Below are 25,336 nucleotides of genomic sequence, written 5' to 3'. Positions count from 1 at the left end.
CAATCCGTTCGGACCCGTTCTGAGGTCAATCAACAACAAAGTGACCTAACGGAATATTGCGCGACATGCAAAGCGTTCCGTCGTTGCGCGGGGCGATTGCGGAGGGCGGCCTTCCGTGCAGAATCCCCGCGGCTTCTCGGCATGCGAGAGCCAAGCGGATAATTTTCAAAGGGCAGGCCCATGAGCTTCGATCTCGTCGTGAAACACGCCAATCTTCCCGACGGGCGCCGCGACATGGATATCGGCCTTTCGGGTGGGCGCATCACGGCGATCGAAACGGGGATTTCGGCCGAAGCGGGCGAGACGATCGACGCCACTGGTTCGTTCGTTTCGCCACCGTTCATTGATCCGCATTTCCATATGGACGCGACGCTCTCGCTCGGTCTGCCGCGCATGAACCTCTCGGGCACGCTTCTCGAAGGCATCGCGCTCTGGGGTGAGCTGAAGCCGCTTCTCACCCGCGAGGCCCTGGTCGAGCGGGCGGTTCGTTATTGCGATCTCGCCGCAAGCCAGGGCCTGCTCGCCATCCGCAGCCATGTGGACGTTTCCGACCCGCGCCTCGTCACCGCCGAGGCGCTGCTCGAAGTCCGCGACCGTGTGCGCGGATACATCGACCTCCAGCTCGTTGCCTTCCCCCAGGACGGTTATTTCCGGTCGCCGGGTGCGGCGGAGTTGCTGGAACGGGCGCTCGACATGGGCGTCGACATCGTCGGCGGCATCCCGCATTTCGAACGCACGATGGAAGATGGCGCGAAGTCGGTCGCGGCCTTGTGCCGGATTGCCGCCGAGCGCGGTCTCAGGGTCGACATGCACTGCGACGAGACCGACGATCCGATGTCGCGCCATGTGGAGACGCTGGCCGCCGAGACGGTGCGCCATGGGCTCAAGGGCCGCGTCGCGGGCTCGCACCTCACCTCCATGCACTCCATGGACAATTACTACGTCTCGAAGCTGATCCCGCTGATCGCCGAGGCGGAAATTGACGTCATTCCGAACCCGCTGATCAACATCACGCTACAGGGCCGCCACGACACCTACCCGAAGCGCCGCGGCATGACCCGCGTGCCGGAGCTGATGGCGGCCGGAATCAACGTCGCCTTTGGCCATGACTGCGTGATGGACCCCTGGTATTCGCTCGGCTCCGGCGACATGCTGGAGGTGGCGCATATGGCGGTTCACGTGGCGCAGATGACCTCCCGCGATGCCATCCGAAGCTGTTTCGACGCCGTGACGGTCAATTCCGCCAAGGCCATGGGCCTCGACGATTACGGGCTCGAAGTCGGCAAGGCGGCCGATCTCGTCGTGCTCCAGGCTCGGGACCCGATCGAAGCGATCCGGTTGAAGGCGAACCGCCTCGCCGTGGTGAAGGCCGGCCGCGTGATTGCGCGGAGTGAGCGGCGCCAGAGCCGCCTAACCCTGCCAGACCGGGACGCGACGATCATCGATCCCGCGAGTTACGCACCCCGGGAAGGGTGAAAGGCGGGGAATGACCGCTTGCTAATCGATCGCTACGGTTGACAAGCTTTTGTGCAGATATCCAAACTGCGCTGTGATCACGAGTTCGATCGACAACATCGCTGGGGAGCGTTCCACACCATGAAGAAGACACTGATCGACCGGCGCCGGGTTCTCGTCGCGGGCGCCGGGCTCGGCGCCGCGCTGGCTCTGCCGATGCGCTCCGGCTTTGCCCAGGACACAAAGCTCAAGGTGGCGGGCATCCACGCTTCGCCGGTCGAGAACGCCTGGAACTCGCGCCTTCACAAGGCGATGCAGGAGGCGGCGGCCGACGGCGCGATCGAATACGTCTTTTCCGAAGGCGTGAGCGGCACGGACTATCCCCGTGCGATGCGTGAATATGCCGAGGGCGGCGCCGATCTGATCGTCGGTGAGGCTTATGCGGTGGAGCGCGAGGCGCGCCAGGTCGCGGCGGACTATCCCGAGACCATGTTCCTCATGGGCTCCTCCGGCGAGCCGGCCGGCGACAATTTCGGCACCTTCGGCACCTGGAACCACGAGGCGGCCTATCTCGCGGGCATGCTCGCCGGCCCGATGAGCGAAAGCGGCACCTTCGGCGCGGTCGGCGCGATTCCGATCCCCGAAGTGAACATGCTGATCAACGGCTTCCGCATGGGCGTCAACGAGGTGCGGCCCGATGCCAAGCACCTGATCGGCTTCATCGGCACCTTCTTCGATCCGCCCAAGGCCCGCGAGGCGGGGCTTGCCCAGATCGACGCCGGCGCCGACATCCTGTTCGGCGAGCGCATCGGCACGGCGGACGCTGCCAAGGAACGCGGCATCAAGGCGATCGGCTCGCTGATCGACTATACTGAGCGCTATCCGGACACGGTCTTCGCCAACGCCATGTGGTACTTCCGCCCGATCCTCGACGCTGCCGTCGCCGACACCAGGGCTGGCAACCCGACCGGCAAGAACTACACGCCCTACAGCCTGATGAAGGAAGGCGGCAACGACATCGTCTACGCCGAATCCATGGTGCCGGCCGACGCCGTGAAGGCGATGGAGGAGAAGCGCGCGGCGATCAAGGCCGGCGAATTCGAGGTGCCGATCGACTTTAACGAGCCGAAGTGATCGAGGAGGGGCGCCTTTTCTCACCTTGTATGAGTCTGGCGCTAACGCATTGGCCAGAGCAACGCTCGTAGTCAAGGTGCAAGCGGCCAAGTTTCGATCTCCCCCCTTGCGGGGGAGATGCCGGCAGGCAGAGGGGGCGTCCCTGGCGGAGAACTTCCGACGGCCGGCGCCGCACCCCCCTCTGGGTTCCCACCCATCTCCCCCGCAAGGGGGGAGATCAGGCTTCCCGCATTGACCCGCTCTTATGAAGCGGTTGGCGCGCCTGCGGACATTGACGAGGCTTCAGGCTGATGATTGCTTCCCCGCAAACTGCGGACACCACCCCGACCGTCCTCGCCCTCGAACACATCACCAAGCGCTTCGGCACCTTCGCGGCGAATGACGACGTGTCGCTGACGCTCAGGCGCGGCGAGATCGTCGCACTTCTGGGGGAGAACGGCGCCGGCAAGACGACGCTGATGAATATTCTGTTCGGCCATTACATGCCGGACGAGGGCCGCGTCTCGGTCGAGGGGAAGGAGTTGCCGCTCGGCCGGCCGAAGGCGGCGATCGCCGCCGGTGTCGGCATGGTGCATCAGCATTTCACCCTGGCACCCAATCTCTCGGTGCTGGACAACGTCATGACCGGCACGGAGAGCCTGCTTTCCTGGCGCTCCGACCGGAAGGCGGCGCGCGCCAAGCTCGCGAGTATTGCCGAGCGCTTCGGGCTGAAGGCCGAGCCGGAGGCTCTCGTCGCCGATCTTTCCGTCGGTGAGCGCCAGCGGGTGGAAATCCTGAAAGCCCTCTACAACGACGCCCGCATCCTGATCCTCGACGAGCCGACGGCGGTGCTGACGCCAGCCGAGAGCGACAGCCTGTTCCAGACGCTGAAGGTGATGGCGGGGGAGGGGCTGTCGATCATCTTCATCTCCCACAAGCTGAACGAGGTGATGGCGGCGGCCGACCGGGTTCTGGTGCTGCGGGCGGGGAAGCTCGTGGCCGAACGCCGCGCGACCGAGACGAGCAAGGAAGAACTCGCCGAACTGATGGTCGGACGGCGTGTCGCCCGGCCGGTGCGACAGGCAAGCGAGGCGGGCGAGATCGTCGCGGAAGCCGCCGGCGTCGATGTCGTCGAGAACGGTGTCCGGCGGCTTTCGGATGTGTGCTTCCTGGTGAGTGCGGGCGAAACGCTCGGCATCGTGGGTGTCTCGGGCAATGGGCAGACGACGCTCGCGAAACTCCTCTCCGGTCTCGCCCGGCCGGCAAGCGGCACGCTCACCATCCTCGGTCAGGACGCGGGCCAGCTGGACGCGCGGGATTTCGTCGCGATCGGCGTCGCCCGCATCCCGGAAGATCGCAATTCGGAGGGCGCGATCGGGGATCTGTCGCTCTGGGAGAACACCATTCTGGAGCGGCTGCGCGATCCCCGATTTGCCCGCCACGGCTTCGTGCGCGAGGGCGCGGCACGGCAGTTCACCGACGGGATCGTCAAGCGGTTCGACGTGCGCGGCGGCGGGCCGGAAAGCCGCACCCGGCTTCTCTCTGGCGGAAACATGCAGAAGCTGATTTTCGGCCGCAATCTGGTGGAGACGCCGAAGATCCTGCTCGCCGCCCAGCCGACGCGCGGGCTCGACGAGGGCGCAATCGCCGCCGTCCACGGCGAGATCCTTGCCGCGCGGGATGCCGGCGCGGGCGTCGTCCTGATCTCGGAGGATCTCGACGAGGTGTTGGCCTTGAGCGACCGGGTCCAGGCGATCGTCGGCGGCCGGCTCTCGCCGCCCGTTTCGGCCGATGGGCTCGATGCCCGAAAGCTCGGCCTGATGATGTCCGGCGAATGGGAGGCGGCGGCCTGATGCGTCTGGAACGCCGCACCGAGCGCTCCGCCGCCCTGACCCTGCTTGCGCCCGTGGGCGCCGTGGTGGCCGCGCTCATCCTCTCCGGCGGGCTGATCGCACTCGCCGGCGCCAATGTCGGCCAGGCCTATCTCGCGATCCTCGACGGCGCCTTCGGCTCTCGCCTCGCCTGGACCGAGACGCTGACCCGCACCGCTCCGCTGATTCTGACCGGCCTTGCCGCAGCGATCGCCTTTCGCGCCAAGGTCTGGAATATCGGTGGGGAGGGGCAATTCTATCTCGGCGCGATCACGGCGGCCGCTCTCGGCTCGCAGAACTGGCTGCATCTGCCGGCTCCGCTTCTGATCGTGGCGCTGATGGCGGCGGGTGCCGTGGCGGGAATGGTGCTTCTGCTGGTGCCGGTAGCACTGCGCCTCCGCTTCGGCGTCGACGAGGTGGTGACGACGCTGCTTCTGAATTTCGTCGTGCTCCTCTTCGTCTCCATGATGATCGAGGGCCCGCTCAAGGATCCGCTCGCCTTTGGCTGGCCCCAGTCGGTCCCGATCGTCTCCGAGGCGGAACTGCCGAAGCTCGCCGAGCGCTCGCGGCTGCACGTAGGCCTTCTGGTCGCGCTTCTCCTCGCGATCCTTCTCCAGATCATGCAGTCGAAGACGGTGTTCGGCCTCGAATCTCGCTCCGTCGGGCTGAATCCCGAAGCCTCCCGCTTCGCCGGGATTCCGCTGGGCGCCACGCTTCTCAAGGTCGCCTGCCTGTCCGGCGGTCTGGCCGGGCTTGCCGGCGTCATCGAGGTGCTCGGCGTCAAGGGCTACGTCACCACCGACCTCTCGCCGGGCTATGGCTATGCCGGCATCATCGTTGCCATGCTCGCCAATCTGCAGCCGCTCGGCGTCGCGGCGGCAGCGGTCTTCGCGGCGACCATGTTCGTCGGCTCCGATTCCATGAGCCGGGCGCTCGGCGTGCCGAGCTTCATCGCCGATGTGACGGTGGCGTTCTCGCTTCTGACCATGCTCGTCGCGCTGCTTCTTTCGAGCTACAGGATCCGGCGATGAGCGAGGCGTTCGAGATTCTCGGTTCGGTCGGCCTGTGGGCCGCGGTCCTGCGCATTGCGACGCCGTTGATCTTCGGCACGCTCGGTGCCCTCATCTGCGAGCGCGCAGGCGTTCTCAATCTCGGCATCGAAGGCATCATGAGCTTCGGTGCGATGCTCGGCTGGCTGGCCGTGTTTCAGGGCGCCGACCTCTGGACGGGTCTGCTCGCTGCCGCGATCGGCGGAGCGGCCTTCGGGCTCCTCCACGCGGTGATGACCGTGCCGCTGGGGCTGTCCCAGCACGTGACCGGGCTCGGCATCACGCTGCTCGCCTCGAGCCTCGGCTATTACGTCTTTCGTTTGGCCGTGCCGGTCCAGGGCACGCCGCCGACGATCACGCCGTTTGCGCCGATCGACATTCCGGGCCTGTCCGATCTGCCCTTCATCGGCCCGACGCTCTTTGCCCAGACACCGCCCACCTATCTGGCGATCGCGTGCGCGGCCCTGATCGCCTATGTCATCGCCCGCACGCCGCTGGGGCTTGCCGTGCGCATGACCGGTGAAAATCCCCACGCCGCGGAAGCGCAGGGGATCGATCCGATCGCGGTTCGGATCGGCGCCGTCGTTTGCGGCAGCGCCCTGATGGGACTGGGCGGCGCGTTCCTGACGCTGTCGGCCTTCAACAGCTTCTTCCCGACCATGATCCAGGGGCGCGGCTGGGTCTGCATTGCGCTGGTCGTCTTTGCCGCCTGGCGGCCGGGGCGCGCGCTCTTCGGCGCGCTGCTGTTCGCCTTCTTCGACGCCTATCAGCTTCGCCTGCAGACGGCTTACGGCAGTGTCGTGCCGTATCAGCTCTTCCTGATGATGCCGTATATCCTGTCGATCGTCGCGTTGATCGTCATGTCGCGCCGCGCCCGTGTGCCGCAGGCCCTGATGCAGCCCTATCGGCGGGGCGAGCGGTAAGACGCGAAACGGCTCAATAGCCGGGTTTCAGATGGGCAAGCTGACTGCCGATCCGGTAGCTGCTTTCGCGCATCCCGCGAAACCGCTGGGCTTCGGGGACGCTGACCGGCAGCGGCATCTCCGACTCGCCGATCTTGCCCAGCACGAACTCGGCAAGCACGCGTCCGAACACCGTGCCCGGCGCGATGCCCCGGCCATTATAGCCGCTGATCGAGACGACACGCTCGTCGAGCGTGTGGAAGCGCGGCACGGCATCCGACGTCATGCCGATCTGGCCGTACCATTCGCTCTCGAAGGCGATATCGCCCAACTGCGGAAACAGCCGCTGCAGATGCCGTCGCGCCCAGCGCCGGTGGATGCCGGCGCCCGTGCCGCTCAGCGCCCCGACACTGCCGACGATCAGCCGCCCGGCCTGATCGAGGCGGAAGGAGGAGAGCACCGATTTCGTATCCCAGCAGCCCTGGCGCTCCGGCAGGATGGAGCCGAGGAGATTGGCCGAAAGGGGCTTCGTCGCGATGTTGAAATAGGGGAGGTGGACGATCTCCTCCCGCAGTTCCGGCCAGGGCGTCGTCGTGGTGGCATTGGTGGCGACGATGATCCAGTCGGCGGTGATGGAACCGGCGGCGGTCGCCACCCTCCAGGCTTCTCCTTGTCGCGAAACACTCCTGACGCGGCTGTTGGTGAAGATCTCCGCACCGGCTGCAATTGCCGCGGCGGCGAGGCCGCGCGCATAGGCAAGCGGCTGGATCGTGCCGGCACGGCGATCGAGAAGGGCGGCGGAGAAGGCCGGCGACCCGGTCGCTCGCTCTGCCTCCGCTTCACCGAGCAGCGTCACGGGCGCCCCGCGCGTCTGCCATTGCCGGGCACGCTCGGCCAACTCATCCGCCCCGGCGCGGCCGACGCCGCAATGAAGCGTGCCTCGTCGCTCGGCCTCGCAGGCGATCTGATGCTGCTCGATCAGCGCGAAGACCGCGTCCGGCGCTCCCGCCAGAAGCGAAAGCAGCCTCTCGCCATGAGGGTGACCGAGAATGTCGGGCATGTCGTCGGGCCGCACCCAAAGCCCGGCATTGACCAGGCCGACATTCCGGCCCGACCCGCCAAAGCCGATCTCGGCCGCCTCGATCACGGCGACGTTTGCACCCGCCTCCGCCAGATGGAGGGCGGCGGAGAGGCCGGTATATCCGGCGCCGATCACCGCGACGTCGACCGTCGTCTCGCGGGAGAGGACGTGGGTCTCGGGAGCAGGCGGCGCAGTTCTCTCCCAGAGCCCGTGCGAACGCGGATCGTCGAACATGCGTGCGTTGCGGCTCCGGAAAATGGGCGGTGGTTATTCCTCGATCATCCGGCGGATGATGTCGAGTTCGTTGGAGAAGCGCTCGTCACCGGAGCGTTCGTTCTCGATCTTGCGGACGGCATGAAGCACGGTCGTGTGATCGCGGCCGCCGAAGCGCCGGCCAATTTCGGGCAGCGAGCGCGGCGTCATGGTCTTGGCCAGATACATGGCGATCTGGCGCGGCCTCACGATCGTCTTGGTCCGGCGTGACGACAAAAGGTCCGTCCGGGTCACATTGTAGTGCCGGGAGACGAACTTCAGGATGTCCTCGATGCGCACGCGCCGCTCGACATTCGCCCGCGTCAACTGGTTCAGCAGATCGTCGAGATGAGCCTGCGACAATGGCTGGCCGAGGGAATGGCGGAAGGCGATCTGGTTGAACGCGCCTTCCAGATCCCGGCCCGAGCCGATGACGCGCTTGGCGATGGCCTCGATCATGTGGTCCGGCATCGAGAAGGACGGATCTTCCGTGCGCATGGCCTCGGCGCGGCTCTCCAGTATCGCGCGGCGCATGTCGTAGTCGGGAATGCCGATTTCCAGGGTAATGCCGTTGGAAAGCCGCGAGCGCACCCGCGGATCAAGCGATTCCAGCTCGCTCGCCGGCCGGTCGGCGGCGCAGATCACCTGCTTGGCGGAATCGATCAGGGCGTTGAGGAGGTGGCAGAACTCCTGCTGGATCGATTTGCCCTGAAGAAACTGCGTGTCGTCGATGATCAGGATGTCGATGCCGCGCAGGGTCTCCTTGAGGTCGAGCGCCCGGTTGTCGCGGATCGCGGCGGCAAAGCGCCACATGAAATATTCCGCGGTCAGATAGACCACCCGCGGTTGGTCCTTGCGCCGGACCGCCGCATTTGCGATCGCCTGCAAGAGATGGGTCTTGCCGAGGCCGACGGCGGCATGGATGAAAAGCGGGTTGAAGCGCAGCGCGCCCGGCCCGCTTTCGGCCACTGCTTTTCCGGCGGCGAGTGCGACGCGGTTCGACGCGCCCTCGATGAAACTGTCGAAGACGTAGCGCGGGTCGAGCGGCGAACCGAATTCCGGCTGGCTCGCGGCCAGCACTTCGGGCTCGGCCTGCCGCGCCGCCAGATCGCGCACGGTGGCGACTTCGAGGGCCTCCGGCTCCGAGGCGGGAAGGGCTGCGGCCGCAGCTGTCCGTCCGCCGATCCGGCTCGAACGAATGGTGACGCCGCCACCGCGTACGGCGGAGCGCACGACGATGTCGACGCGCAGAGTGCCGGGCACCTCGTCCGCGAAAATCTCGGTCAACAGTTCCTGATAGTGCGACTGAATCCAGCTCCGCAGAAAGGCCGTCGGCACCGACACCTGGCATATGCCTTTGCCGAGGTTGTCCAGCTTCATGCGCTGGAACCAGCTCATGAAGATGTCCTGACCAAGCTGTGCCTTGAGCCGCGCCTTCACGCGCTCCATTACCTCGGCCTGATCTCGTTCGCCGCCTTGCATATCCGCCCCATGCCTCATTTTCGAATTCGCCCGGTCGTCGCCCATACCGTGCGTACGCATTACTCGATCCGCCTGTACTGCCATTTGGCCGCTTACCTCTGGAGCCATGGCAGGTCTTCGGCCTTCCAGCCGGCTTTCCGACCCCTGTGCCCGTCCTCGTCGGGCGGGCCCTCGAAACCATCGATCACGTTGAAACAGTTTTCGAAGCCGGCACTCGTCGCTGCCTTGGCGCTGGCGATCGAGCGCACACCCGACCGGCAGAGGAAGTAGATCGGCGTGGTCTGATCGCCACCACGCTCCTTGACCGCCACCACGACCCGCGCCGCGAAATCCGGATCGACCTCCATGGACGGGAAGGACTGCCACTCGATCAGAAGCGGGTTCTGGCGCAGGCGACTGAGATCGGGGATCCCGACATAGGTCCACTCCGCCGCCGTCCGGACATCGACGAGGACGGCCGACGGATCCTCGGAAAGCGCAGACCAGCACTCGCCAACCGTCACGTCGCCGCGATAACCTGAAGCCATGGCGTTGTCTCCGTCTTCACGATAGGCAAGACGAAAGGCGTCGGCCGGATGGTTCCGTACCGGCAGCTCACGTCTTGCGGCTTGTTGATAGAAAGCGGAATCTACGAAGGATTGATTCGGAAGTTTTCCGGTGGGGGCCCCGAGTCATTCTTGGAATGTCTGGATAACCCCACTTGTCCCCACACTTCGTCTTGCTCCGCTCTTGTCATCCACAAATATTACGAGACAGCGGGAGACTGGGCAAGCCGACTCTGAGAGATTCCGTGCCACAGGCCGCGACGCTGTTGCGGGATGGACATCGCAGGCCCCCTTGCTCATTGCCGAAAAGCCCAGCGGGCGTGGGACTCTCACGTCGGTCGCATCGCGGCGAGCCGCGGGAGAAGAATAAAATTTGCAAAATTTATGACGGCCCACTTGACTCAAGGGCTTGCCGGAAATCGCTTAGCCGGCAATTTTCATGAGTTCAGTGACCTCATGTAAGATATTGATTTTAAAACGTATTTCTAATCACGTCAGGCGGTGAGGGAGTCCAGAACCTTCGCGGCACGAAAATTGCTCATTCTGATGGCCGAATCATGTCTCTCTGCCCACCAGGCGAGCTGATGAGGGTGACGGGGCGGCTGTTTCGGCATGGCTGGAAGCCCGTCCCGAGCTGTCGGGCCAATCCCGCACCTGACTTCGGCAGCGGTCGGTGGCCGGCCCCGGGCCGTCCGCCGTTCGGCCAGTAGCCTGTCCCTAGGTCTCGCAATAACGCGCGATCATGGATCTCGCGTTTGTAGTTATTCAAAGAACATCCAGGACTGGCCGGCTCCAGTGCACGGTAGAACCACAGAATCAAAAAGCCCGGCAAGGCCGGGCTCCTTCATGCGTCTCTCGCTCGATACGTAGTTGGGCGGATCAGGCCCCGCCTAGCGCCTTCACCCGGTGCGACAGGCGAGAGATCTTCCGCGACACGGTATTGCGGTGGAACACACCCTTGCTGGCAGCGCGGCGCATTTCCGGTTCGGCAACCCGGAATGCGGCAAGCGCGGCTTCCTGGTCTCCGGAAGCGATCGCCTCCTCCACCTTGCGCAGGAAGGTGCGGACGCGGGAGCGGCGTGCCGTGTTGATCTCAGTCCGGCGCGCGATCTTCCGCGTCGCCTTCTTGGCGGAAGGGGTATTGGCCATTCTCGAACTCTCTTCTCTTATGCTTTGCGTGGCGCTGCAGCGTTCTTAAAGCAAACACGCTGGCGCAAAAGAATGGGCGGCGCCGAAAGACGCCGCCATTTGCCGCGCCTTATAAGGAGCGGCTTGCCCGCCGTCAATATGGCTTCGACGGGCTCCGCCTTGTTCCCTGCAATTTGTCTTGGGTGCGCGATGGCTCGCCGGTCAGCGGTTGCGGAACTGGGGGGTCCGCTTCTGGATGAAGGCGTCCATGCCTTCGCTCTGGTCTTCCGTGGCGAAGGTCGAATGGAAGAGCCGCCGTTCGAAGCGCAAACCCTCCGAAAGCGGAACCTCGAAGGCCCGGTTCACCGCCTCCTTCGTCATCATGACGGCGGGCAGGGAGAAATTGGCGATCTTGTCGGCGGCGCGCAGCGCCTCCTCGATGAGTTCCGACGCGGGCACGATCCGCGAGACGAGACCGCAACGCTCGGCTTCGGTCGCGTCCATCATCCGGCCAGTGAGACAAAGATCCATGGCCTTGGCCTTGCCGATGGAACGGGCGAGACGCTGGGTTCCGCCCATGCCCGGGATGACACCAAGGGTGATCTCTGGCTGGCCGAACTTGGCGTTGTCCGCGGCGATCACGAAGTCGCACATCAGCGCCACTTCGCAGCCGCCCCCGAGCGCGTAGCCGGCCACGGCGGCGATCGTCGGTTTGCGGAAATTGCCGAGGCCCTCCCATTCGCCCCACAGGTCGGAGAAGAACGCCTCGGTGAACTCCACTTCCTGCATTTCCTTGATGTCCGCGCCGGCGGCAAACGCCTTTTCCGAGCCGGTGAGGACGACGGCGCCGATCTTGGCGTCGCCGCCGAAGGCCGAGAGGGCCTGCACGATCTCGCGCATCATCTGCTGGCTGAGCGCGTTCATGGCTTTGGGTCGATTAAAGGTGATGAGCCCGACACGTCCGCGGGTCTCGACCTTGATGGTTTCGTAGCTCATGGGGCTCCGTCAGGAATAAGGGACTGGGCGCCGGATAGGTCGGGCGCCCGCCCGTCTCATGCGATGCGCAATGAGTGGCCGATCGCTGCGGTAAAGGCAACCCGGGATCCTTGTCGGGATAGGTGACGGATATGTCGGGCGTTTTCGGAGCCATGCAAGCGCGATTTGGCGGCTGCGAGACGGTGGTGTTTCGAGCCTTCGTTCGGATAATGCGCCGGAATGCTCCTCGACTGGACCTTTGCCGGCCGCAGGGGAATCTCGGCCCCGGAAAGCCTCAGGCCAGACACGCCTGTCCCTGGCTGCCGCCTCCGCGGGGCCTGTCGGAGAATGCGCTTCTCACGCGACCTTGCGTGGCTCGCCTGCCACGAGCGGCTTGATTGTTTCGGGCCTGCCGGTCGCTCGCTTGGCAAGCCAGACAATAAGGTCTTCGGCCGGCATCGGCCGGCCGAAGAAGAAGCCTTGCACCTCCTGGCAGCCGCTCTGGCGCAGGAACTCGAGCTGCTCCGCGGTCTCGACGCCTTCGACGATCGTGGCATTGCCCAACCGCTCGGCGAGTTCGATCACCGAAAGAAGGATGGTCCTGCCGCGAGGATCGCTGTCCACCGCCTGCAACAGCGAACGGTCGATCTTGAGCGTGTCGAAGGATAGGCGCGAAAGCTGCGAGATGTTCGAATAGCCCGTCCCGAAATCGTCGATGGAAACCTTGACGCCACCCGATCGCAGCCGGCCTATCCGACGTTCTGTCGAATCGGCGTCCTTCATGATCGTGCTCTCGGTCACCTCGACCTCCAGAAGATCGCCGGGAATTCCGGCGGCTTCGATCACGGCCAGAACGGAATCGGCGAATCCCGGCCGCGCGAATTGGACCGGGGAAACGTTGATCGCCACCGGGAGACGCAGCCCGCCGCTCAGCCACGCGCGCGCCTGCGCCACGGCCTTGTCGAGCACGATCTCGCCCACGCGCTCGATCAGCCCGCACCGTTCGCAAATCGCGATGAAGTCTCCCGGTGGGACGAGTTTGCCGGTCTCGTCGCGCATGCGCACCAGAGCTTCGACGCCGACGATCTCCAGAGTGTCGACCCTGAGCTTCGGCTGGAAATAGAGGATCAGGTCGTCGCGCTCGATCGCTGCGCGCACCGTAGCCTCCATCTTGAGATTGGCCTCGGCCTCGATCTGAAGGGCCGGAGTGAAGAAGGCATAGCCGCCACGTCCGGCCCGCTTGGCCGCATACATGGCGAGATCGGCATAGTGCACGAGAATGTCGGCATCGCGCGCGTCCTGGGGCGTGCGGGTGATGCCGATGGAGGCGCCCAGGCTGACCATGACTCCGTCCGCGTCGAAGGGACGCGTCAGCGCGGCGATGACGGCCTGCGCCATCTCCTCGAGTTCTTTTTCGCCGAATGCACCCGGCAGAACGGCGACGAACTCGTCGCCGGCGAAGCGGGCGAGAAAAGGCTTGTCCGGCGCCTTCCGGCAGGGTTCGCCGATCGGCGACACGCAGGGTTCGAGCTTCGCGATGCTCGTGCCACAGGTTTCGCCCAGAATGCGATCGGCCGCCTGCCGCAGGACATGATCACCGATCTCGTGGCCGAACGTGTCGTTCACCTGCTTGAAATTGTCGATGTCGATGAAGAGCAGCGCGGCTTCGAAGCTCGTGTTCTGCTTCGGGGCCAGCGCATGGCGGAGCGTCTGATTGAGCGCCATGCGGTTCGGGAGGGTGGTGACGGCGTCGGAATAGGCCAGCACGTTCATTCGCACGACGTTGGCGTTGAACCGGGCGACCATCTTGCGAAAACTGTCCGCCAGGCCGCCGACCTCGCATGGGCAATCGACATCGATCGTCACGTCCGTCGCGCCGGCGGCGAGTGCTTCGGTGCTGGCACGCAGGTGGCCGATCGCCCCGGTGAGCCTGCCAGCAAGGGCATAGGTGACGAGGGCCGGGACGGCTGTGATCGCCACTCCCAGCAGGAGCCATGTGCCGAAGCTGGCATGTTCGAGGTCGACATGAGCGTCGAGCCACATGATCGCGATGCCGCCGAGTGCGGTGAAGCCTGCGACCAGGATCGTGAATCGGACACGGATACTGTTGAGGCCATTTCCGTACATGTCGCGATCCGTATTCCTGGCTTATATTCTTGCCGCGACAATGGCGGCAAAGGTCGTTCTGATCGCAACTTTAGGAAAGAAAGATTGGTATTCTCTGAACTTCATGTGTGAAACTGTCGCAAATGAGTTGTGACCCGCAGGCTGGTGCTGTGGCAGTTCAGGCGTCCGATCAGCGCTGGCAGACGGGGCAGAAGAAGGTCGACCGCCCGCTTTGCACGATCCTCCTGATGATCCCCCGGCAGGTCGGGCGGGGGCAGGGCTCGTCCTCGCGGTCGTAGACGGCAAAGGAGTGCTGGAAATACCCGAGCGAGCCGTCGGCCTGCCGGTAATCGCGCAAGGAGGACCCGCCTGCGGCAATCGCGTCGGCGATGGTTTCGCGAATATGGATGGCGAGATCATCGAGACGTTTGCTGGGAGCTCCCTTGGCGGTCACGAGCGTCCCGGCGGCGCGGCGTGGGGAAAGGCGGGCCCGCCACAGCGCCTCGCAGACATAGATGTTGCCGAGACCGGCAATGATTTTCTGGTCGAGGAGGACCGCCTTCAGGGGCGCCTGACGCCCGGCAAAGAGCGGCGCCAGCGCTGCGCCCGACAATTCGTTGCCGGTCGGCTCGATGCCGAGATTGCGAAAATGGGGATGCGCTCCGAAATCGGCCCTCTCGACGAGCGACATGTAGCCGAAGCGGCGCGGGTCGTTGAAGATGACCGTGACCGGCATTCCGCCCGGCTCCATGAGGTCGAAGCGAACGTGGTCGTGCAACCGCGCGGTCGAGCGAGCGTGGACGAACCGCCCCGGCAGGCTGGTGCCGCTCCGGCTTTCGATCCGAAACGATCCCGACATGCCGAGATGCATGGCGAGCACGGTGCCGCCTTCCAGATCGGCGAGAAGATATTTCGCCCGTCGTCCGAGCGCCGCGATGCGCTGCCCGGCGAGCCTTTCGGCAAAATTCTCCGGCAGCGGAAAGCGCAGATCCGGCCTGGCGAGCGTGACGCGCTCGATCATCGCGCCCGCCATCACCGGTTCCAGACCGCGGCGCACCGTCTCGACCTCTGGCAATTCCGGCATGTTTGATTAAGTCCCTGCGATCGCGGTATGGCGCATCGCGAATGAACGAAGCTGCCGCTTCCGGCAAGCCGAACCGTCCGTAGCGCCGCCGTCACATATCCGCATCAAGGCGATGCGATGCAATGAGGGACACCGTCATGTCGCAGCCCCGCGTCACCGCAACCGATGCCATGGAGACGGCCTATGGCTACCGGACGGTCGAAGGCGGCGGCGAGAAGCAGGAGCGGGTCAACGGCGTCTTCCATCGCGTGGCCGAGCGCTACGATCTGATGAACGACCTGATGTCGGGCGGCCTGCACAGGGCCTGGAAAGCCGCCATGGTGGCCTGGCTCAGCCCGCCGCACCGGCCGGAATATCGCTTCCTGGACGTTGCAGGCGGAACCGGCGACATCGCCTTTCGCATCGTGGAAGCGACACGACGCCGGGCGCATGGCACGGTCCTCGACATCAACGCCTCGATGCTTGGCGTCGGCGCTGAACGGGCAGCAAAGCGGCGGCTGGACGGAAATCTGGAATTCGTCGAGGGCAACGCAGAATCGCTGCCTCTGCCCGATAACAGTTTCGACGCCTACACGATCGCCTTCGGCATCCGCAACGTTCCGAAAATCGACGCGGCTCTCTCGGAAGCCTATCGCGTTCTGAAACCCGGCGGGCGGTTTCTCTGCCTTGAATTTTCCGAAGTCGATCTGCCGATGCTCGATCGGGTGTATGAGGCGTGGTCGTTCAAGGCGATCCCGCGAATCGGCGAAGTGGTCGCCCGGGATCGGGAATCCTATGAATATCTCGTCGAATCGATCCGGCGTTTCCCCAACCAGACGAATTTCGCCGCGGCGATCCGCCGGGCCGGCTTCGAGCGGGTCGACTATCGCAATCTTTCAGGCGGCATCGCGGCGATCCATTCCGGGTGGAAACTTTGATGGGGCGATGCGCGTCCGCGACGGCTTGAGCGGCTGAATCCGTGGCAAATCCAATCTCCGGTACGATCGCATTGGTGCGGGCCGCCTACGTGCTCGCCCGCGAAGGCGTGGTCGGTGCCTTCCCCGCTGAAGGCCTGCCACCGGGGCCCGCCCTGCTTCATCGTCTTGCCCGGCTCATCCAGCGACGCTCCACCAAAGGACAGGCGCGCTCCGACCGTCTGTCGCGGGCGCTCAACCGGCTGGGCCCCTCCTATGTGAAGCTCGGCCAGTTTCTGGCGACACGGCCCGACCTCGTCGGTGCCGACATCGCCGGCGAACTGGGCGCACTCCAGGACAAGGTTCCGCCCTTCGAGCGCAAGCTCGCCGTGGCCGAAATCGAAGCCACGCTGGGCCGCCCGATCGACGACCTCTTCATCGACCTTGGCGAGGTTGTCGGGGCCGCTTCGATCGCGCAGGTCTATAAGGCCCGGATCCGCAACCCGGACGGCAGCGAACGGTATGCCGCCGTCAAGTGCATCCGCCCCGGGGTGCGCGGCCGTTTTCGACGCGAACTCGAGGCTTTTGCCTTCATCGCCCGGTTCCTTGAACGGTTCGTCCCCTCCTCGCGCCGGCTGCGACCGGTAGCGGTCATCGACACGCTCACCCAGTCGACCCGCATCGAGATGGATCTGCGCCTGGAGGCGGCGGCTTCCTCCGAGATGGCCGAGAACGTCGCCGACGACAAAGGCTTCCGCGTTCCCGCGATCGATTGGGAGCGCACGGGCCGCGACGTCCTGACCATGGAATGGATCGACGGGATCAAGCTGAGCGACGTCGCCGGCGTGATCGCCGCCGGCCACGACACCAAGAAGATCGGCGTCACCGTCGTTCAATCCTTCCTGCGCCAGGCGATGCGCGACGGCTTCTTCCATGCCGACATGCACCAGGGCAATCTGTTCATCGCGCCGGACAGCACGATCGTGGCCGTCGATCTCGGCATTGTCGGCCGGCTGAATCGCGATTCCAAGCGCTTCCTCGCCGAGATCCTCTACGGCTTTATCCAGCGCGACTATCGGCGCGTGGCGGAGGTCCATTTCGAGGCGGGCTACGTGCCGCGCAGCCAGGACGTGGCGAGCTTCGCCCAGGCCTTGCGGGCGATCGGCGAGCCGATCTACGGGCAGCCTGCCGAGACGATTTCCATGGGCCACCTCCTGTCGCTGCTCTTCGAAGTGACCGAGCTCTTCGACATGAAGGCGCGGCCCGAACTCGTGCTCCTGCAAAAGACCATGGTGGTCGTCGAAGGTGTCGCGCGCTCCTTCGACCCGAAGTTCAACATGTGGGTCACCGCCGAGCCGGTCGTGTCCGACTACATCATGCGCGAGTTGGGCCCGGCGGCGAAGTTGCAGGAGGCGCGGGACGGCCTGAACGCCGCCCTCAAGCTCTTGGGCCGAGCCCCCGAATTCGCGATCGGGCTCGAAATCCTCGGCCGCGAACTGCCGGATCTGGTCGAAAACGGCGTCCGCCTCAACGACGATACGCTGCTCGACCTTGTCCAGGACACCAAGCCCAGCATCATCCTGGCGCATGTGGAGCGCTGGGTGATCGCCATCGCGCTGGTCACGATCGCGATTTCGGTGGTGTTCTGAGGGCGAGGCCCGGTGGACGGAGATGCGGCGGGATGCGTTGCCGTAGCGAGGCAGGGTCGCTAGACAAAACTTGCGAGCGCGAAGCAGCATCGGATCGAGTCATGGTGAGGCTAACAAGGGAAGTTCTGAATAAGGTTTTCCCAGCTCGATTCCGGACTTGGGCGCTCCATGACAGCGGTGCACTCGAAGGTGAGGCGCGCGCAAACCTCTTCAACCGATTCCGCGGGGGGCATACGTTACCTGAAGACGCGAAAACCCGTTGCACGGGGCATTGAAGTTATGAGCCCGCTTTCGACAAAGCGCATTCTCCTGATCATCGGCGGCGGCATCGCGGCCTACAAGTGCCTTGATCTGATCCGGCGGCTGCGCGAGCGCGGCGCATCCGTGACGCCGGTGATGACGCGGGCGGCGGCAGAATTCGTCACGCCCCTGTCGGTCGGCGCACTCGCAGCGTCGAAGGTCTTCTCCGACCTGTTCGACCGCGAAGACGAGCAGGATGTCGGCCATATCCGGCTGGCCCGCGAGCATGATCTCGTCATCGTCGCGCCGGCGACGGCCGATCGCATGGCCCAGGCGGCGAACGGGCTGGCGGACGATCTCGCGGCCGCGATCCTGCTTGCCACACGCGCGCCCATCCTGATGGCGCCGGCCATGAATCCGGCGATGTGGGATCATCCTGCGACCCGCAGGAACCAGGCCCGGCTCACGGCGGATGGCGTTCGTTTCGTCGGACCCGGTGTCGGTGAGATGGCCGAGAAGGGCGAAGCCGGGCGCGGGCGGATGGCCGAGCCGCTCGAAATCGTCGCGGCGGCCGATGCGATCCTTTCACCTGCCGCCCGTCCGCTGGCGGGGCTGCGGGCCATCGTCACCTCCGGACCGACCCATGAGCCGATCGATCCGGTTCGCTACATCGCCAATCGCTCCTCGGGCCGGCAGGGACATGCCATCGCGGAGGCCCTCCAGAGGCTGGGAGTGGAGGTCACGCTGGTGAGCGGGCCGGTCACGCTGCCCGATCCCACCGGCGTCACGACGCAGAAGGTGGAGACTGCAGCGGAGATGCTGGCGGCGGTCGAGGCGGCGCTTCCGGCCGACGTCGCCGTGTTCGTGGCGGCCGTCGCGGACTGGCGGGTCGCCGCCCTGAGCAGCGGCAAGATCAAGAAGACCGCGGAGGGGCCGCCGGCGCTCGTCCTCGCGGAAAACCCGGATATCCTTGCCACGATCGGGCACCATGCCGAGAGGCCGCGCCTGGTGATCGGATTCGCGGCCGAGACCGACGATCTCCTGAAGAACGCGCGCGGCAAACTCGAGAGAAAGGGCGCCGACGCGATCGTGGCCAATGACGTTTCGCCGGCCGGTGGTGTCATGGGCGGGGTGGAAAACACCGTTGAGCTGGTCACGGCGGACGACGTGGAAAGCTGGCCGAAGATGGAGAAGACCGCAGTGGCAGAGCGTCTGGCGGACTGGATCGCCGCCCGGCTTGTCGGAAAGAGCGAAGCATGAGCGCTGCCGAGGTGATCGTGCGGGTCCTGCGCCTCGACCATGGCGAGGACCTGCCGCTTCCGAGCTTTGCCACGGCAGGCGCCGCCGGTGCCGATCTCAGAGCCGCTGTCGCCGAGCCTCTGATGCTCACGCCCGGCGAGCGTGTCCTGGTGCCCACCGGCTTTGCCATGGAGATCCCGCCCGGTTTCGAGATGCAGATCAGGCCGCGTTCGGGGCTCGCCATGCGTCACGGGGTGACGGTGCTCAATACGCCGGGAACGGTCGACAGTGACTATCGCGGGGAGATCAAGGTCCTGCTCGTCAATCTGGGGCAGGAGGCGGTGGAGATTGCACGGGGCGACCGGATTGCTCAGATCGTCGTGGCGCCGGTCGCTGGGTGCCGTTTCGAGGCGGTAACCACCCTGTCCTCATCGGCTCGCGGCGAGGGCGGCTTCGGGTCGACCGGACGCAGTTGACGGCCACGCCGGCCGCCATCTCCGAAACCGGCGTCGTTCATCCTACCGCGCGGCCTGGAGTGCCGGCTGGGCCGGTGGCGTATCGGGGAGGCCGAAGCGGTTGCGGCCGCGGGCGGCGATGCTGGTGATCGTCGTGCGGTTCCGGCCGTTCTGCTTGGATTGGTAGAGATTGGCGTCCGCTGCCGCGTAGATGCGGTCGAAGGGCTGCGGAGTCTTGAGGAAGACGCCGCCGAGCGATACCGACAGCTGGGTGCTCTGGGTGCCGGATCCCACATAGAGACGGTTGATGGCCATGCGCAGCCGCTCGGCCACCATCGCGCCTTTCTGCGGATCGGAGCAGGGAAGCGAGATCACGAATTCCTCGCCGCCGAGGCGCCCCACGGCATCGCTGCCGCGAACGGAGCGCATCAGGGTGGCGGCGATCTTCTTCAGAGCCTGATCGCCGACCGGATGACCGAGACTGTCGTTGATCTGCTTGAAATGGTCGGCATCGACGATCAGCACCATCAGGCCGAGATCGGGACGTCCGACCAAAGCACGCAGATGCGCCTTCATCTTCTTGTCGAAGCCCTGGCGGTTGAGAACGCCGGTGAGCCGATCCGTTGTCGCCGCTTTCATCAGGCCGTTATTGTCGGCCAGCAGCGACGAGAAGCGCAACACCACATAGGTGAGATAGGGCACGGCCGAAAGAAGCGTCACCGTGACGACGAAGCCGGCCGCCGCCAGCATGGCCGACTGGCCGTAGGGTTTGAAGAACCAGAAGGCTGCCGCCGTCGAGGCCAGGGTGACGGCGGTGACGAGAAGCAGAAATTCCCCGCAAAAGGTCTTCATGTGTTCAAAGGATTGGCGCATCGCGTCGACCTCGCTGTCTGTTTCTTCCCGTCATTTTGTTTCTTGTCTCGATGGGTGCATTTTCTTCGTCAGCGTCGCCGTTCAGTGGCGAGCTGTTCCAGACGAACGATCTGAAGCGAAATCCTCGAAGGAAAAATTACGAAAATATTTCAAAAGCTAAGGAGCGGAGCGGGCGAAACGGAAGAGCGGCTCGGCGCGAGCCGAGAGAAAGGTTTTTCTTCTCAGCGCCGAAGCTTTGGGAAAACCGGCCTCCAAGGCCGGGGGTGCGCGGCCTAGATGATAAGATGAGACGGTCTGACGCCATGCGGCCGGACGCGGATTCACCGCAGGAGCGACAAAGCGGCGCAGTCGATCTCCGCGCCGCCGGGCTGAGCGGGTTTATGGCCGGAACGAAACAACAGACACGCTATAACGACCGAACGGAGGAAATCATGGACGACGCCGTCAACCAGTCTCAGGCTCGCACCAAGGGTCGCGGACGCATCTACGATTCCATCGTCGACACGATCGGCGACACGCCGCTCGTGCGGCTCGACAAGCTGGCGCGCGAGAAGGGCATGAAAGCCAACCTTCTCGCCAAGCTCGAATTCTTCAATCCGATCGCGAGCGTCAAGGATCGCATCGGCGTGGCGATGCTCGAAAAGCTCGAGGCCGACGGCAAGATCACGCCGGGCAAGACGACGCTGGTCGAGCCGACCTCGGGCAACACCGGTATAGCGCTCGCCTTCGCAGCCGCTGCCAAGGGCTACAAGCTGATCCTGACCATGCCCGAGACCATGTCGATGGAGCGCCGCAAGATGCTGCGGCTGCTCGGCGCCGATCTGGTCCTGACCGAAGGCGCGAAGGGCATGAAGGGCGCGATCGCCAAGGCCGAGGAGCTGGTCGCACAGCATCCCGACGCGGTGATGCCCCAGCAGTTCGAGAACCCGGCCAATCCGCAGATTCACCGCGTCACAACCGCCGAAGAGATCTGGAACGATACCGGCGGCAAGGTCGATGCGTTCATCGCCGGGATCGGCACAGGCGGGACGATCACCGGTGCCGGTCAGGTGCTGAAAAGCCGGAACCCGGCGATGAAGGTCATCGCCGTCGAGCCTGAAGCCTCTCCCGTCCTGTCCGGCGGCAATCCCGGGCCGCACAAGATCCAGGGTATCGGCGCAGGCTTCGCACCGGCGATTCTCGATCAGGAAGTTTATGACGAGGTGATCCAGATATCCAACGAGGAATCCTTCGAACTGTCGCGGCTCGTGGCGCGACTGGAAGGTGTGCCGGTCGGCATTTCGTCCGGCGCCGCGCTCGGCGCCGCCATTCGGGTCGGCCAGCGTGAGGAGATGGCGGGCAAGAACCTCGTGGTGATCATCCCGTCCTTCGCCGAGCGTTATCTGTCGACCGCCCTGTTCGAAGGTCTCGCAGAAGAGGGCTGACCAAGCCTGTTCGTCCGTCGGGACGAACCCGGGCTGTTTGAGGCCTTACCAGACGAGCAGCCAGCCGTCCCGGCACAAATGGTCGGGGCGGCTCTTCTGCTGGCTCGGCTGAAGCGTCCCTGCTTTGCTTTCTGCAAGGCAGCGGAGATGGTGGCGAAGCGATGGATTGCCGTCTCCGTTAAATCCTGCCGCGATCCGAACAATGCGGTGACTTGGACGTTAATCATGGACGTGGAGGGCATCGCCTGCTCTTCGGCAAAAGCGGTCGATAACCGCGCTGTCGAGCCGGGTTGGACCAAGACCTGGCTCTAACCCGTCCAAGGCGTCCTGCGCAAAGCCGCTTCGTGAAGCCCTCTCGACGACACTTCAGCCACCACGAGCACTTGGAATTCGATCATGATTGACGACAAGCACAAACCGACGACTGAACCCGAGGAGGAAAAGGCCCGCCGCGAGGAAGGATCGGTCGAAGAGAACGAGCTGGATGAAGCGCTGGACGAGACCTTCCCCGCTTCCGACCCGATCGCCCCGAGCCGGATCGATGGCCCGTCCGACGGGCCTTCGAAAAAAGAGCGCTGAAGCGCTGTTCGGGGCGGTCGTCTCAGGAAAGACGCAGGTCGTTCGAGGTCAGACGTGACACGCCCGCCGCTGTCATGTCGGCCCATGCCTTGTCGAGGGACCCATCAAGGTCGATGGCACGGCATGCATCCTCGATGACGGTTACATCGAACCCGGCCTTGCGAGCGTCGAGCGCTGTCCAGCCAACGCAAAAATCTGTCGCAAGTCCGCAGGCGAAGACGCGCCGGACGCCGCGTTCCTGCAGATAGCCGGCGAGACCCGTCGGTGTCCGATGATCGGCTTCGACGAAGGCCGAATAGCTGTCGACGTCGGGGTGAAATCCCTTCCTGACGATCATCTGGGCATTTGGCACGGAAAGGCCTGCGTGGAACGCCGCACCATGGGAATCCATGACACAGTGGTCCGGCCAGAGGACCTGATTGCCATAGGCAAGTTCGATCGTCTCGAAGGCCTGGCGATGATGGGTGGAGGCAAAGGAAATGTGGCCCGGTGTGTGCCAGTCCTGGGTCAGCACCACGATCGAAAACGCCTTCGCCAGGTCGTTGATCAGGGGCACCACGGCTTCGCCATCCGGCACGGCCAGCGCACCTCCGGCACAGAAATCGTTCTGAACATCGACGATGATCAGGGCGTCGTCGGCGCCCACGGCCTGTTTGCTCATGGCCCGACCATGCCAGCAATCAGGTGGTGGGAAAAGACCCGAGCTTGAATCGGGGAGCGGCGTTTCGGCCCATTCAGCGCGCCAAGACAAGACGGGCGGCATTCGAACCGAATGCCGCCCGTCTTGTCTTGGATGCTTTCATTTCATCGGCTCAAAGCCGAAGTGGGAACTCAGAACTCGAGTTCGGCGCGGCGGTTCGAGCCGGGCTGGACTTCAAGCCGATCACCGACCCGGCGGATCGTCAGATCGGAAGCGCCGTGGTTGGAAACCGCCGGAACCTCGATGGTCATCACCTGGCCATCGGTGAGCGTGGAGACGAAACGCACCGGCTCACCGCTCATGCCGGCCTGAAGCGTGGCGACGACCCGGAAGCCTTCCGGCTCGACGGTGTAGTAGGCCGCGCCAGTGACATTGCCGAGGGCAATGCTGCGGGCTGCATCCGGGCGGAGTTCCTGGGCGCCGACGCTGGTCAGGCCGGCCGCGAGAATGGCTGCACTGGCGATCGCAAGTTTTTTCATTTTTTCAATCCTCGTGACAGGTTGTGTTTGTTCCGTGCCCAGGAGGTAGTGCATTATGCTGCGGCGCACAATGGCATAGCAGCCATGATATTTCGGTGGATCGGCTGTTCTCTATTGGATGATGCGTAATTCCTATCAAAATACATGCGAAATAAGATAATTTTACTGGGGCAGTAAGCTGAACTGTGTGCCGGCTCCGTTATGCTGCGCCGCACACTTCCCCAGCGACCGTTCGCAATTGCGTCGCGATCCCTTGCCATGCTTCCGGCCGGAGCCACTCAAGGAATCTCGGTCGCTTCGGCTGGAACGGAACCGGCTCTGGTGCTTTCCGTCTGGAGACGCGTTTTCGGAGACGTAATTGGATGTCATGGAATATTGTTCGGGGCAGGCCGTCACACTGGGCCGGCCTTGCCCTTTTCACGTTCGTTCTTCTGACAGGAGCGGCCGGCGCGCAGGAGACGGGCGAAGCGACCGATGACCCGACCCTGACAGATCCGGATGCCGCTCTCGTCGAGGTTTCGCTCGGGGACTGGGACGTGAAGACCACTCTCGCGGACCATCTTTCGCGAAAGGTCTCCGAAATACCGCTGACCGTGATGGTCTCGCAGGACATCGCCAGCGAGGTCTGTCCGCAGGATCCATCCGATCTGCAGCAGCAGGTCGTCGTCAGTCCGAGCCGGACATGCGCAGCCAAGAAGGCGACCTCGGCGCTGGAGGAAGAGGTGCGCCGGGCGATCGGTCAGTAGCGCAGGGGAATCGGAGAGCAGAGTGCGTCGGCCTCATCTCGCCGGCGCCACACCTTCGCCGCAATGATTGTCAGGAGGTGCGCTGCGGCCGGGCGGGAACTTCTCGAAGATCTCTTGCCCCGTTCGACGACTTGCGGAACTTCGCACCCGACATCCCGGCAGGCCGCCGGGCTACGTCGACTGCGGCGTCCAACTCACTTTTCGGGATCGAATCAATGATGCGCATCATGGCTGTCGCAGCCATTTCCGTCGCTCTGTCCGGTTGCGTGACCAGTGGCGGCGGTGTCGAAGAGGTGCTGGACGTCAACGCACCGGCAGACGACGCCCATTGCCGAAGCCTGCTGATGCAGCCTGGCGATCTGGTCTATGCCCAATGCCGGCTGGCGCTGCGGAAGACCTATCTCAACGCCTACAACACCCGGAAGGCGGCCATCCAGAAACAACATGGACCGGTCACCGGGGCTTACGACGTGGCCCTGCGCGCGGACGCCTTCTGCAATTACGACGAAAGCGTCAAACTGGTGCAACAGGGTCTTCCGGAGGAGGTCATCGTCGAGCAGGCCTATCAGGCCTGTTTCAGCACGCGCACGGCGCTTGCCCAGGAGTTCGCCTCGGCGACAGGCCTGCCGGGCGAGGTTCTGACCAATTCCGAGCGAGCGACAATTCTGGCGCAGAACCGGGAAGCGCTTCGCGAGGCGCGGCAGGTGATCAATGGACCGCCGGGGGCGGCGGTGTCCGTGACCGAGGTGCCGGGACAGCAGACGCAGCCCGCCGGGGTCTTCGACGCGACCCCTCCCGCGGCGATCGGGAACGCCGGCAATTTCTGAGTCGACAGGCTCGGGATGGGGCGCTGCGGGCTGACGCTTCGACAGGTGTGTCATCTTTGCGTCGAATTCTCTGCAACGCTCCCGGATGTTTTCAAGAATTCACGCGAATTGAGGCGGTTGGGCAACGCTTGACGCTGGCTGGCCAACGATTGAATCGCAGAGGCGAATGTCCTGCTTTTCCGGGCTTTT

Annotated in this window: 23 protein-coding genes; 13 read left to right on the top strand and 10 right to left on the bottom strand. The window is 64.5% G+C overall.

Annotated elements, in window-relative coordinates:
- Nucleotides 1-180 precede the first annotated feature (180 nt).
- The 5 genes from MF134_RS17525 to MF134_RS17505 all read left to right on the top strand — a co-directional run bounded on the left by MF134_RS17525 (nucleotide 181) and on the right by MF134_RS17505 (nucleotide 6,411).
- Nucleotides 181-1,476 (top strand): amidohydrolase family protein, encoded by a 1,296-nt coding sequence (locus MF134_RS17525; protein ID WP_255340778.1) that lies wholly within the window; start codon nucleotides 181-183, stop codon nucleotides 1,474-1,476.
- Between the two features lie 120 nt (nucleotides 1,477-1,596).
- Nucleotides 1,597-2,589 carry a BMP family protein gene (locus MF134_RS17520; protein ID WP_255340777.1) on the top strand — a complete coding sequence of 331 codons (993 nt, stop codon included), beginning with the start codon at nucleotides 1,597-1,599 and terminating at the stop codon, nucleotides 2,587-2,589.
- Nucleotides 2,590-2,879: 290 nt separating this feature from the next.
- The gene (locus MF134_RS17515; RefSeq protein WP_255340776.1) at nucleotides 2,880-4,421 is read left to right on the top strand and encodes an ABC transporter ATP-binding protein; all 1,542 of its coding nucleotides are present in this window, start codon (nucleotides 2,880-2,882) and stop codon (nucleotides 4,419-4,421) included.
- A complete protein-coding gene (locus tag MF134_RS17510; RefSeq protein ID WP_255340775.1) occupies nucleotides 4,421-5,470 on the top strand; it encodes an ABC transporter permease in 1,050 nt (349 codons plus the stop codon). The genes MF134_RS17515 and MF134_RS17510 overlap by 1 nt, the downstream gene beginning before the upstream one ends.
- Nucleotides 5,467-6,411 carry an ABC transporter permease gene (locus tag MF134_RS17505; protein ID WP_255340774.1) on the top strand — a complete coding sequence of 315 codons (945 nt, stop codon included), beginning with the start codon at nucleotides 5,467-5,469 and terminating at the stop codon, nucleotides 6,409-6,411. The genes MF134_RS17510 and MF134_RS17505 overlap by 4 nt, the downstream gene beginning before the upstream one ends.
- A gap of 13 nt (nucleotides 6,412-6,424) precedes the next feature.
- Here the strand turns inward: MF134_RS17505 and MF134_RS17500 are convergent, their stop codons facing one another.
- The 7 genes from MF134_RS17500 to mutM form a co-directional block, all read right to left on the bottom strand.
- Nucleotides 6,425-7,705, bottom strand: a complete 1,281-nt coding sequence (locus MF134_RS17500; RefSeq protein WP_255340773.1) for an NAD(P)/FAD-dependent oxidoreductase — start codon at nucleotides 7,703-7,705, stop codon at nucleotides 6,425-6,427.
- A gap of 33 nt (nucleotides 7,706-7,738) precedes the next feature.
- Nucleotides 7,739-9,223, bottom strand: a complete 1,485-nt coding sequence (gene dnaA, locus MF134_RS17495; RefSeq protein ID WP_457590023.1) for a chromosomal replication initiator protein DnaA — start codon at nucleotides 9,221-9,223, stop codon at nucleotides 7,739-7,741.
- Nucleotides 9,224-9,297: 74 nt separating this feature from the next.
- Nucleotides 9,298-9,732, bottom strand: a complete 435-nt coding sequence (locus MF134_RS17490; protein ID WP_255340771.1) for a rhodanese-like domain-containing protein — start codon at nucleotides 9,730-9,732, stop codon at nucleotides 9,298-9,300.
- Nucleotides 9,733-10,629: 897 nt separating this feature from the next.
- Nucleotides 10,630-10,899, bottom strand: coding sequence for a 30S ribosomal protein S20 (gene rpsT, locus MF134_RS17485; protein WP_255340770.1), 270 nt, complete (start codon nucleotides 10,897-10,899; stop codon nucleotides 10,630-10,632).
- A 201-nt stretch (nucleotides 10,900-11,100) separates the two neighbouring features.
- Nucleotides 11,101-11,874: an enoyl-CoA hydratase gene (locus MF134_RS17480; protein ID WP_255340769.1), complete on the bottom strand. Its 774-nt coding sequence runs from the start codon at nucleotides 11,872-11,874 to the stop codon at nucleotides 11,101-11,103.
- A 336-nt stretch (nucleotides 11,875-12,210) separates the two neighbouring features.
- Nucleotides 12,211-13,980, bottom strand: coding sequence for a putative bifunctional diguanylate cyclase/phosphodiesterase (locus tag MF134_RS17475; protein WP_255340768.1), 1,770 nt, complete (start codon nucleotides 13,978-13,980; stop codon nucleotides 12,211-12,213).
- Nucleotides 13,981-14,149: 169 nt separating this feature from the next.
- The gene (gene mutM, locus MF134_RS17470) at nucleotides 14,150-15,043 is read right to left on the bottom strand and encodes a bifunctional DNA-formamidopyrimidine glycosylase/DNA-(apurinic or apyrimidinic site) lyase (RefSeq protein WP_255340767.1); all 894 of its coding nucleotides are present in this window, start codon (nucleotides 15,041-15,043) and stop codon (nucleotides 14,150-14,152) included.
- Between the two features lie 137 nt (nucleotides 15,044-15,180).
- Between mutM and ubiE the strand changes: the two genes are divergently transcribed.
- From ubiE to dut, 4 genes are all read left to right on the top strand, one after another.
- Nucleotides 15,181-15,960: a bifunctional demethylmenaquinone methyltransferase/2-methoxy-6-polyprenyl-1,4-benzoquinol methylase UbiE gene (ubiE, locus tag MF134_RS17465; RefSeq protein ID WP_255340766.1), complete on the top strand. Its 780-nt coding sequence runs from the start codon at nucleotides 15,181-15,183 to the stop codon at nucleotides 15,958-15,960.
- 41 nt (nucleotides 15,961-16,001) lie between these two features.
- Entirely contained in the window at nucleotides 16,002-17,585 is a 1,584-nt protein-coding gene (gene ubiB / locus MF134_RS17460) for a 2-polyprenylphenol 6-hydroxylase (RefSeq protein ID WP_255340765.1), read from the top strand.
- 279 nt (nucleotides 17,586-17,864) lie between these two features.
- Nucleotides 17,865-19,085, top strand: a complete 1,221-nt coding sequence (coaBC, locus tag MF134_RS17455; RefSeq protein ID WP_255340764.1) for a bifunctional phosphopantothenoylcysteine decarboxylase/phosphopantothenate--cysteine ligase CoaBC — start codon at nucleotides 17,865-17,867, stop codon at nucleotides 19,083-19,085.
- Nucleotides 19,082-19,540 (top strand): dUTP diphosphatase, encoded by a 459-nt coding sequence (gene dut, locus MF134_RS17450; protein ID WP_255340763.1) that lies wholly within the window; start codon nucleotides 19,082-19,084, stop codon nucleotides 19,538-19,540. The genes coaBC and dut overlap by 4 nt, the downstream gene beginning before the upstream one ends.
- Nucleotides 19,541-19,582: 42 nt before the next feature.
- Here dut and MF134_RS17445 read toward each other — a convergent pair whose 3' ends face one another.
- Nucleotides 19,583-20,392, bottom strand: coding sequence for a GGDEF domain-containing protein (locus MF134_RS17445; protein ID WP_255340762.1), 810 nt, complete (start codon nucleotides 20,390-20,392; stop codon nucleotides 19,583-19,585).
- A gap of 431 nt (nucleotides 20,393-20,823) precedes the next feature.
- Between MF134_RS17445 and cysK the strand changes: the two genes are divergently transcribed.
- Together cysK and MF134_RS17435 are read left to right on the top strand one after the other, a co-directional pair.
- Nucleotides 20,824-21,816, top strand: a complete 993-nt coding sequence (gene cysK, locus MF134_RS17440; RefSeq protein WP_255340761.1) for a cysteine synthase A — start codon at nucleotides 20,824-20,826, stop codon at nucleotides 21,814-21,816.
- Nucleotides 21,817-22,212: 396 nt separating this feature from the next.
- Complete coding sequence (locus tag MF134_RS17435) at nucleotides 22,213-22,395, top strand: hypothetical protein (protein ID WP_255340760.1); 183 nt, start codon at nucleotides 22,213-22,215, stop codon at nucleotides 22,393-22,395.
- Between the two features lie 22 nt (nucleotides 22,396-22,417).
- Here the strand turns inward: MF134_RS17435 and pncA are convergent, their stop codons facing one another.
- Nucleotides 22,418-23,056, bottom strand: a complete 639-nt coding sequence (pncA, locus tag MF134_RS17430) for a bifunctional nicotinamidase/pyrazinamidase (RefSeq protein WP_255340759.1) — start codon at nucleotides 23,054-23,056, stop codon at nucleotides 22,418-22,420.
- A gap of 170 nt (nucleotides 23,057-23,226) precedes the next feature.
- Nucleotides 23,227-23,574, bottom strand: a complete 348-nt coding sequence (locus MF134_RS17425) for a hypothetical protein (protein ID WP_255340758.1) — start codon at nucleotides 23,572-23,574, stop codon at nucleotides 23,227-23,229.
- A 362-nt stretch (nucleotides 23,575-23,936) separates the two neighbouring features.
- Between MF134_RS17425 and MF134_RS17420 the strand changes: the two genes are divergently transcribed.
- Together MF134_RS17420 and MF134_RS17415 are read left to right on the top strand one after the other, a co-directional pair.
- Nucleotides 23,937-24,320 (top strand): hypothetical protein, encoded by a 384-nt coding sequence (locus MF134_RS17420; RefSeq protein WP_255340757.1) that lies wholly within the window; start codon nucleotides 23,937-23,939, stop codon nucleotides 24,318-24,320.
- Between the two features lie 227 nt (nucleotides 24,321-24,547).
- Nucleotides 24,548-25,147, top strand: coding sequence for a hypothetical protein (locus tag MF134_RS17415; protein WP_255340756.1), 600 nt, complete (start codon nucleotides 24,548-24,550; stop codon nucleotides 25,145-25,147).
- Nucleotides 25,148-25,336: the final 189 nt, after the last annotated feature.

Source organism: Jiella marina, assembly GCF_024359545.1.
In the GTDB taxonomy this organism is placed as follows: Bacteria; Pseudomonadota; Alphaproteobacteria; order Rhizobiales; family Rhizobiaceae; genus Jiella.
Note: the sequence above shows the minus strand (reverse complement) of the source record. Positions and strands in the feature narration are given on the sequence as shown.

What these genes read in the sequence shown, in the direction of transcription:
- MF134_RS17525 (WP_255340778.1), top strand. Translation starts at nt 181, where the DNA reads ATGAGCTTCGATCTCGTCGTGAAACACGCCAATCTTCCCGACGGGCGC.
- MF134_RS17520 (WP_255340777.1), top strand. Translation starts at nt 1,597, where the DNA reads ATGAAGAAGACACTGATCGACCGGCGCCGGGTTCTCGTCGCGGGCGCC.
- MF134_RS17515 (WP_255340776.1), top strand. Translation starts at nt 2,880, where the DNA reads ATGATTGCTTCCCCGCAAACTGCGGACACCACCCCGACCGTCCTCGCC.
- MF134_RS17510 (WP_255340775.1), top strand. Translation starts at nt 4,421, where the DNA reads ATGCGTCTGGAACGCCGCACCGAGCGCTCCGCCGCCCTGACCCTGCTT.
- MF134_RS17505 (WP_255340774.1), top strand. Translation starts at nt 5,467, where the DNA reads ATGAGCGAGGCGTTCGAGATTCTCGGTTCGGTCGGCCTGTGGGCCGCG.
- MF134_RS17500 (WP_255340773.1), bottom strand. Translation starts at nt 7,705, where the DNA reads ATGTTCGACGATCCGCGTTCGCACGGGCTCTGGGAGAGAACTGCGCCG.
- dnaA (WP_457590023.1), bottom strand. Translation starts at nt 9,223, where the DNA reads ATGAGGCATGGGGCGGATATGCAAGGCGGCGAACGAGATCAGGCCGAG.
- MF134_RS17490 (WP_255340771.1), bottom strand. Translation starts at nt 9,732, where the DNA reads ATGGCTTCAGGTTATCGCGGCGACGTGACGGTTGGCGAGTGCTGGTCT.
- rpsT (WP_255340770.1), bottom strand. Translation starts at nt 10,899, where the DNA reads ATGGCCAATACCCCTTCCGCCAAGAAGGCGACGCGGAAGATCGCGCGC.
- MF134_RS17480 (WP_255340769.1), bottom strand. Translation starts at nt 11,874, where the DNA reads ATGAGCTACGAAACCATCAAGGTCGAGACCCGCGGACGTGTCGGGCTC.
- MF134_RS17475 (WP_255340768.1), bottom strand. Translation starts at nt 13,980, where the DNA reads ATGTACGGAAATGGCCTCAACAGTATCCGTGTCCGATTCACGATCCTG.
- mutM (WP_255340767.1), bottom strand. Translation starts at nt 15,043, where the DNA reads ATGCCGGAATTGCCAGAGGTCGAGACGGTGCGCCGCGGTCTGGAACCG.
- ubiE (WP_255340766.1), top strand. Translation starts at nt 15,181, where the DNA reads ATGTCGCAGCCCCGCGTCACCGCAACCGATGCCATGGAGACGGCCTAT.
- coaBC (WP_255340764.1), top strand. Translation starts at nt 17,865, where the DNA reads ATGAGCCCGCTTTCGACAAAGCGCATTCTCCTGATCATCGGCGGCGGC.
- dut (WP_255340763.1), top strand. Translation starts at nt 19,082, where the DNA reads ATGAGCGCTGCCGAGGTGATCGTGCGGGTCCTGCGCCTCGACCATGGC.
- MF134_RS17445 (WP_255340762.1), bottom strand. Translation starts at nt 20,392, where the DNA reads ATGCGCCAATCCTTTGAACACATGAAGACCTTTTGCGGGGAATTTCTG.
- cysK (WP_255340761.1), top strand. Translation starts at nt 20,824, where the DNA reads ATGGACGACGCCGTCAACCAGTCTCAGGCTCGCACCAAGGGTCGCGGA.
- MF134_RS17435 (WP_255340760.1), top strand. Translation starts at nt 22,213, where the DNA reads ATGATTGACGACAAGCACAAACCGACGACTGAACCCGAGGAGGAAAAG.
- pncA (WP_255340759.1), bottom strand. Translation starts at nt 23,056, where the DNA reads ATGAGCAAACAGGCCGTGGGCGCCGACGACGCCCTGATCATCGTCGAT.
- MF134_RS17425 (WP_255340758.1), bottom strand. Translation starts at nt 23,574, where the DNA reads ATGAAAAAACTTGCGATCGCCAGTGCAGCCATTCTCGCGGCCGGCCTG.
- MF134_RS17420 (WP_255340757.1), top strand. Translation starts at nt 23,937, where the DNA reads ATGTCATGGAATATTGTTCGGGGCAGGCCGTCACACTGGGCCGGCCTT.
- MF134_RS17415 (WP_255340756.1), top strand. Translation starts at nt 24,548, where the DNA reads ATGGCTGTCGCAGCCATTTCCGTCGCTCTGTCCGGTTGCGTGACCAGT.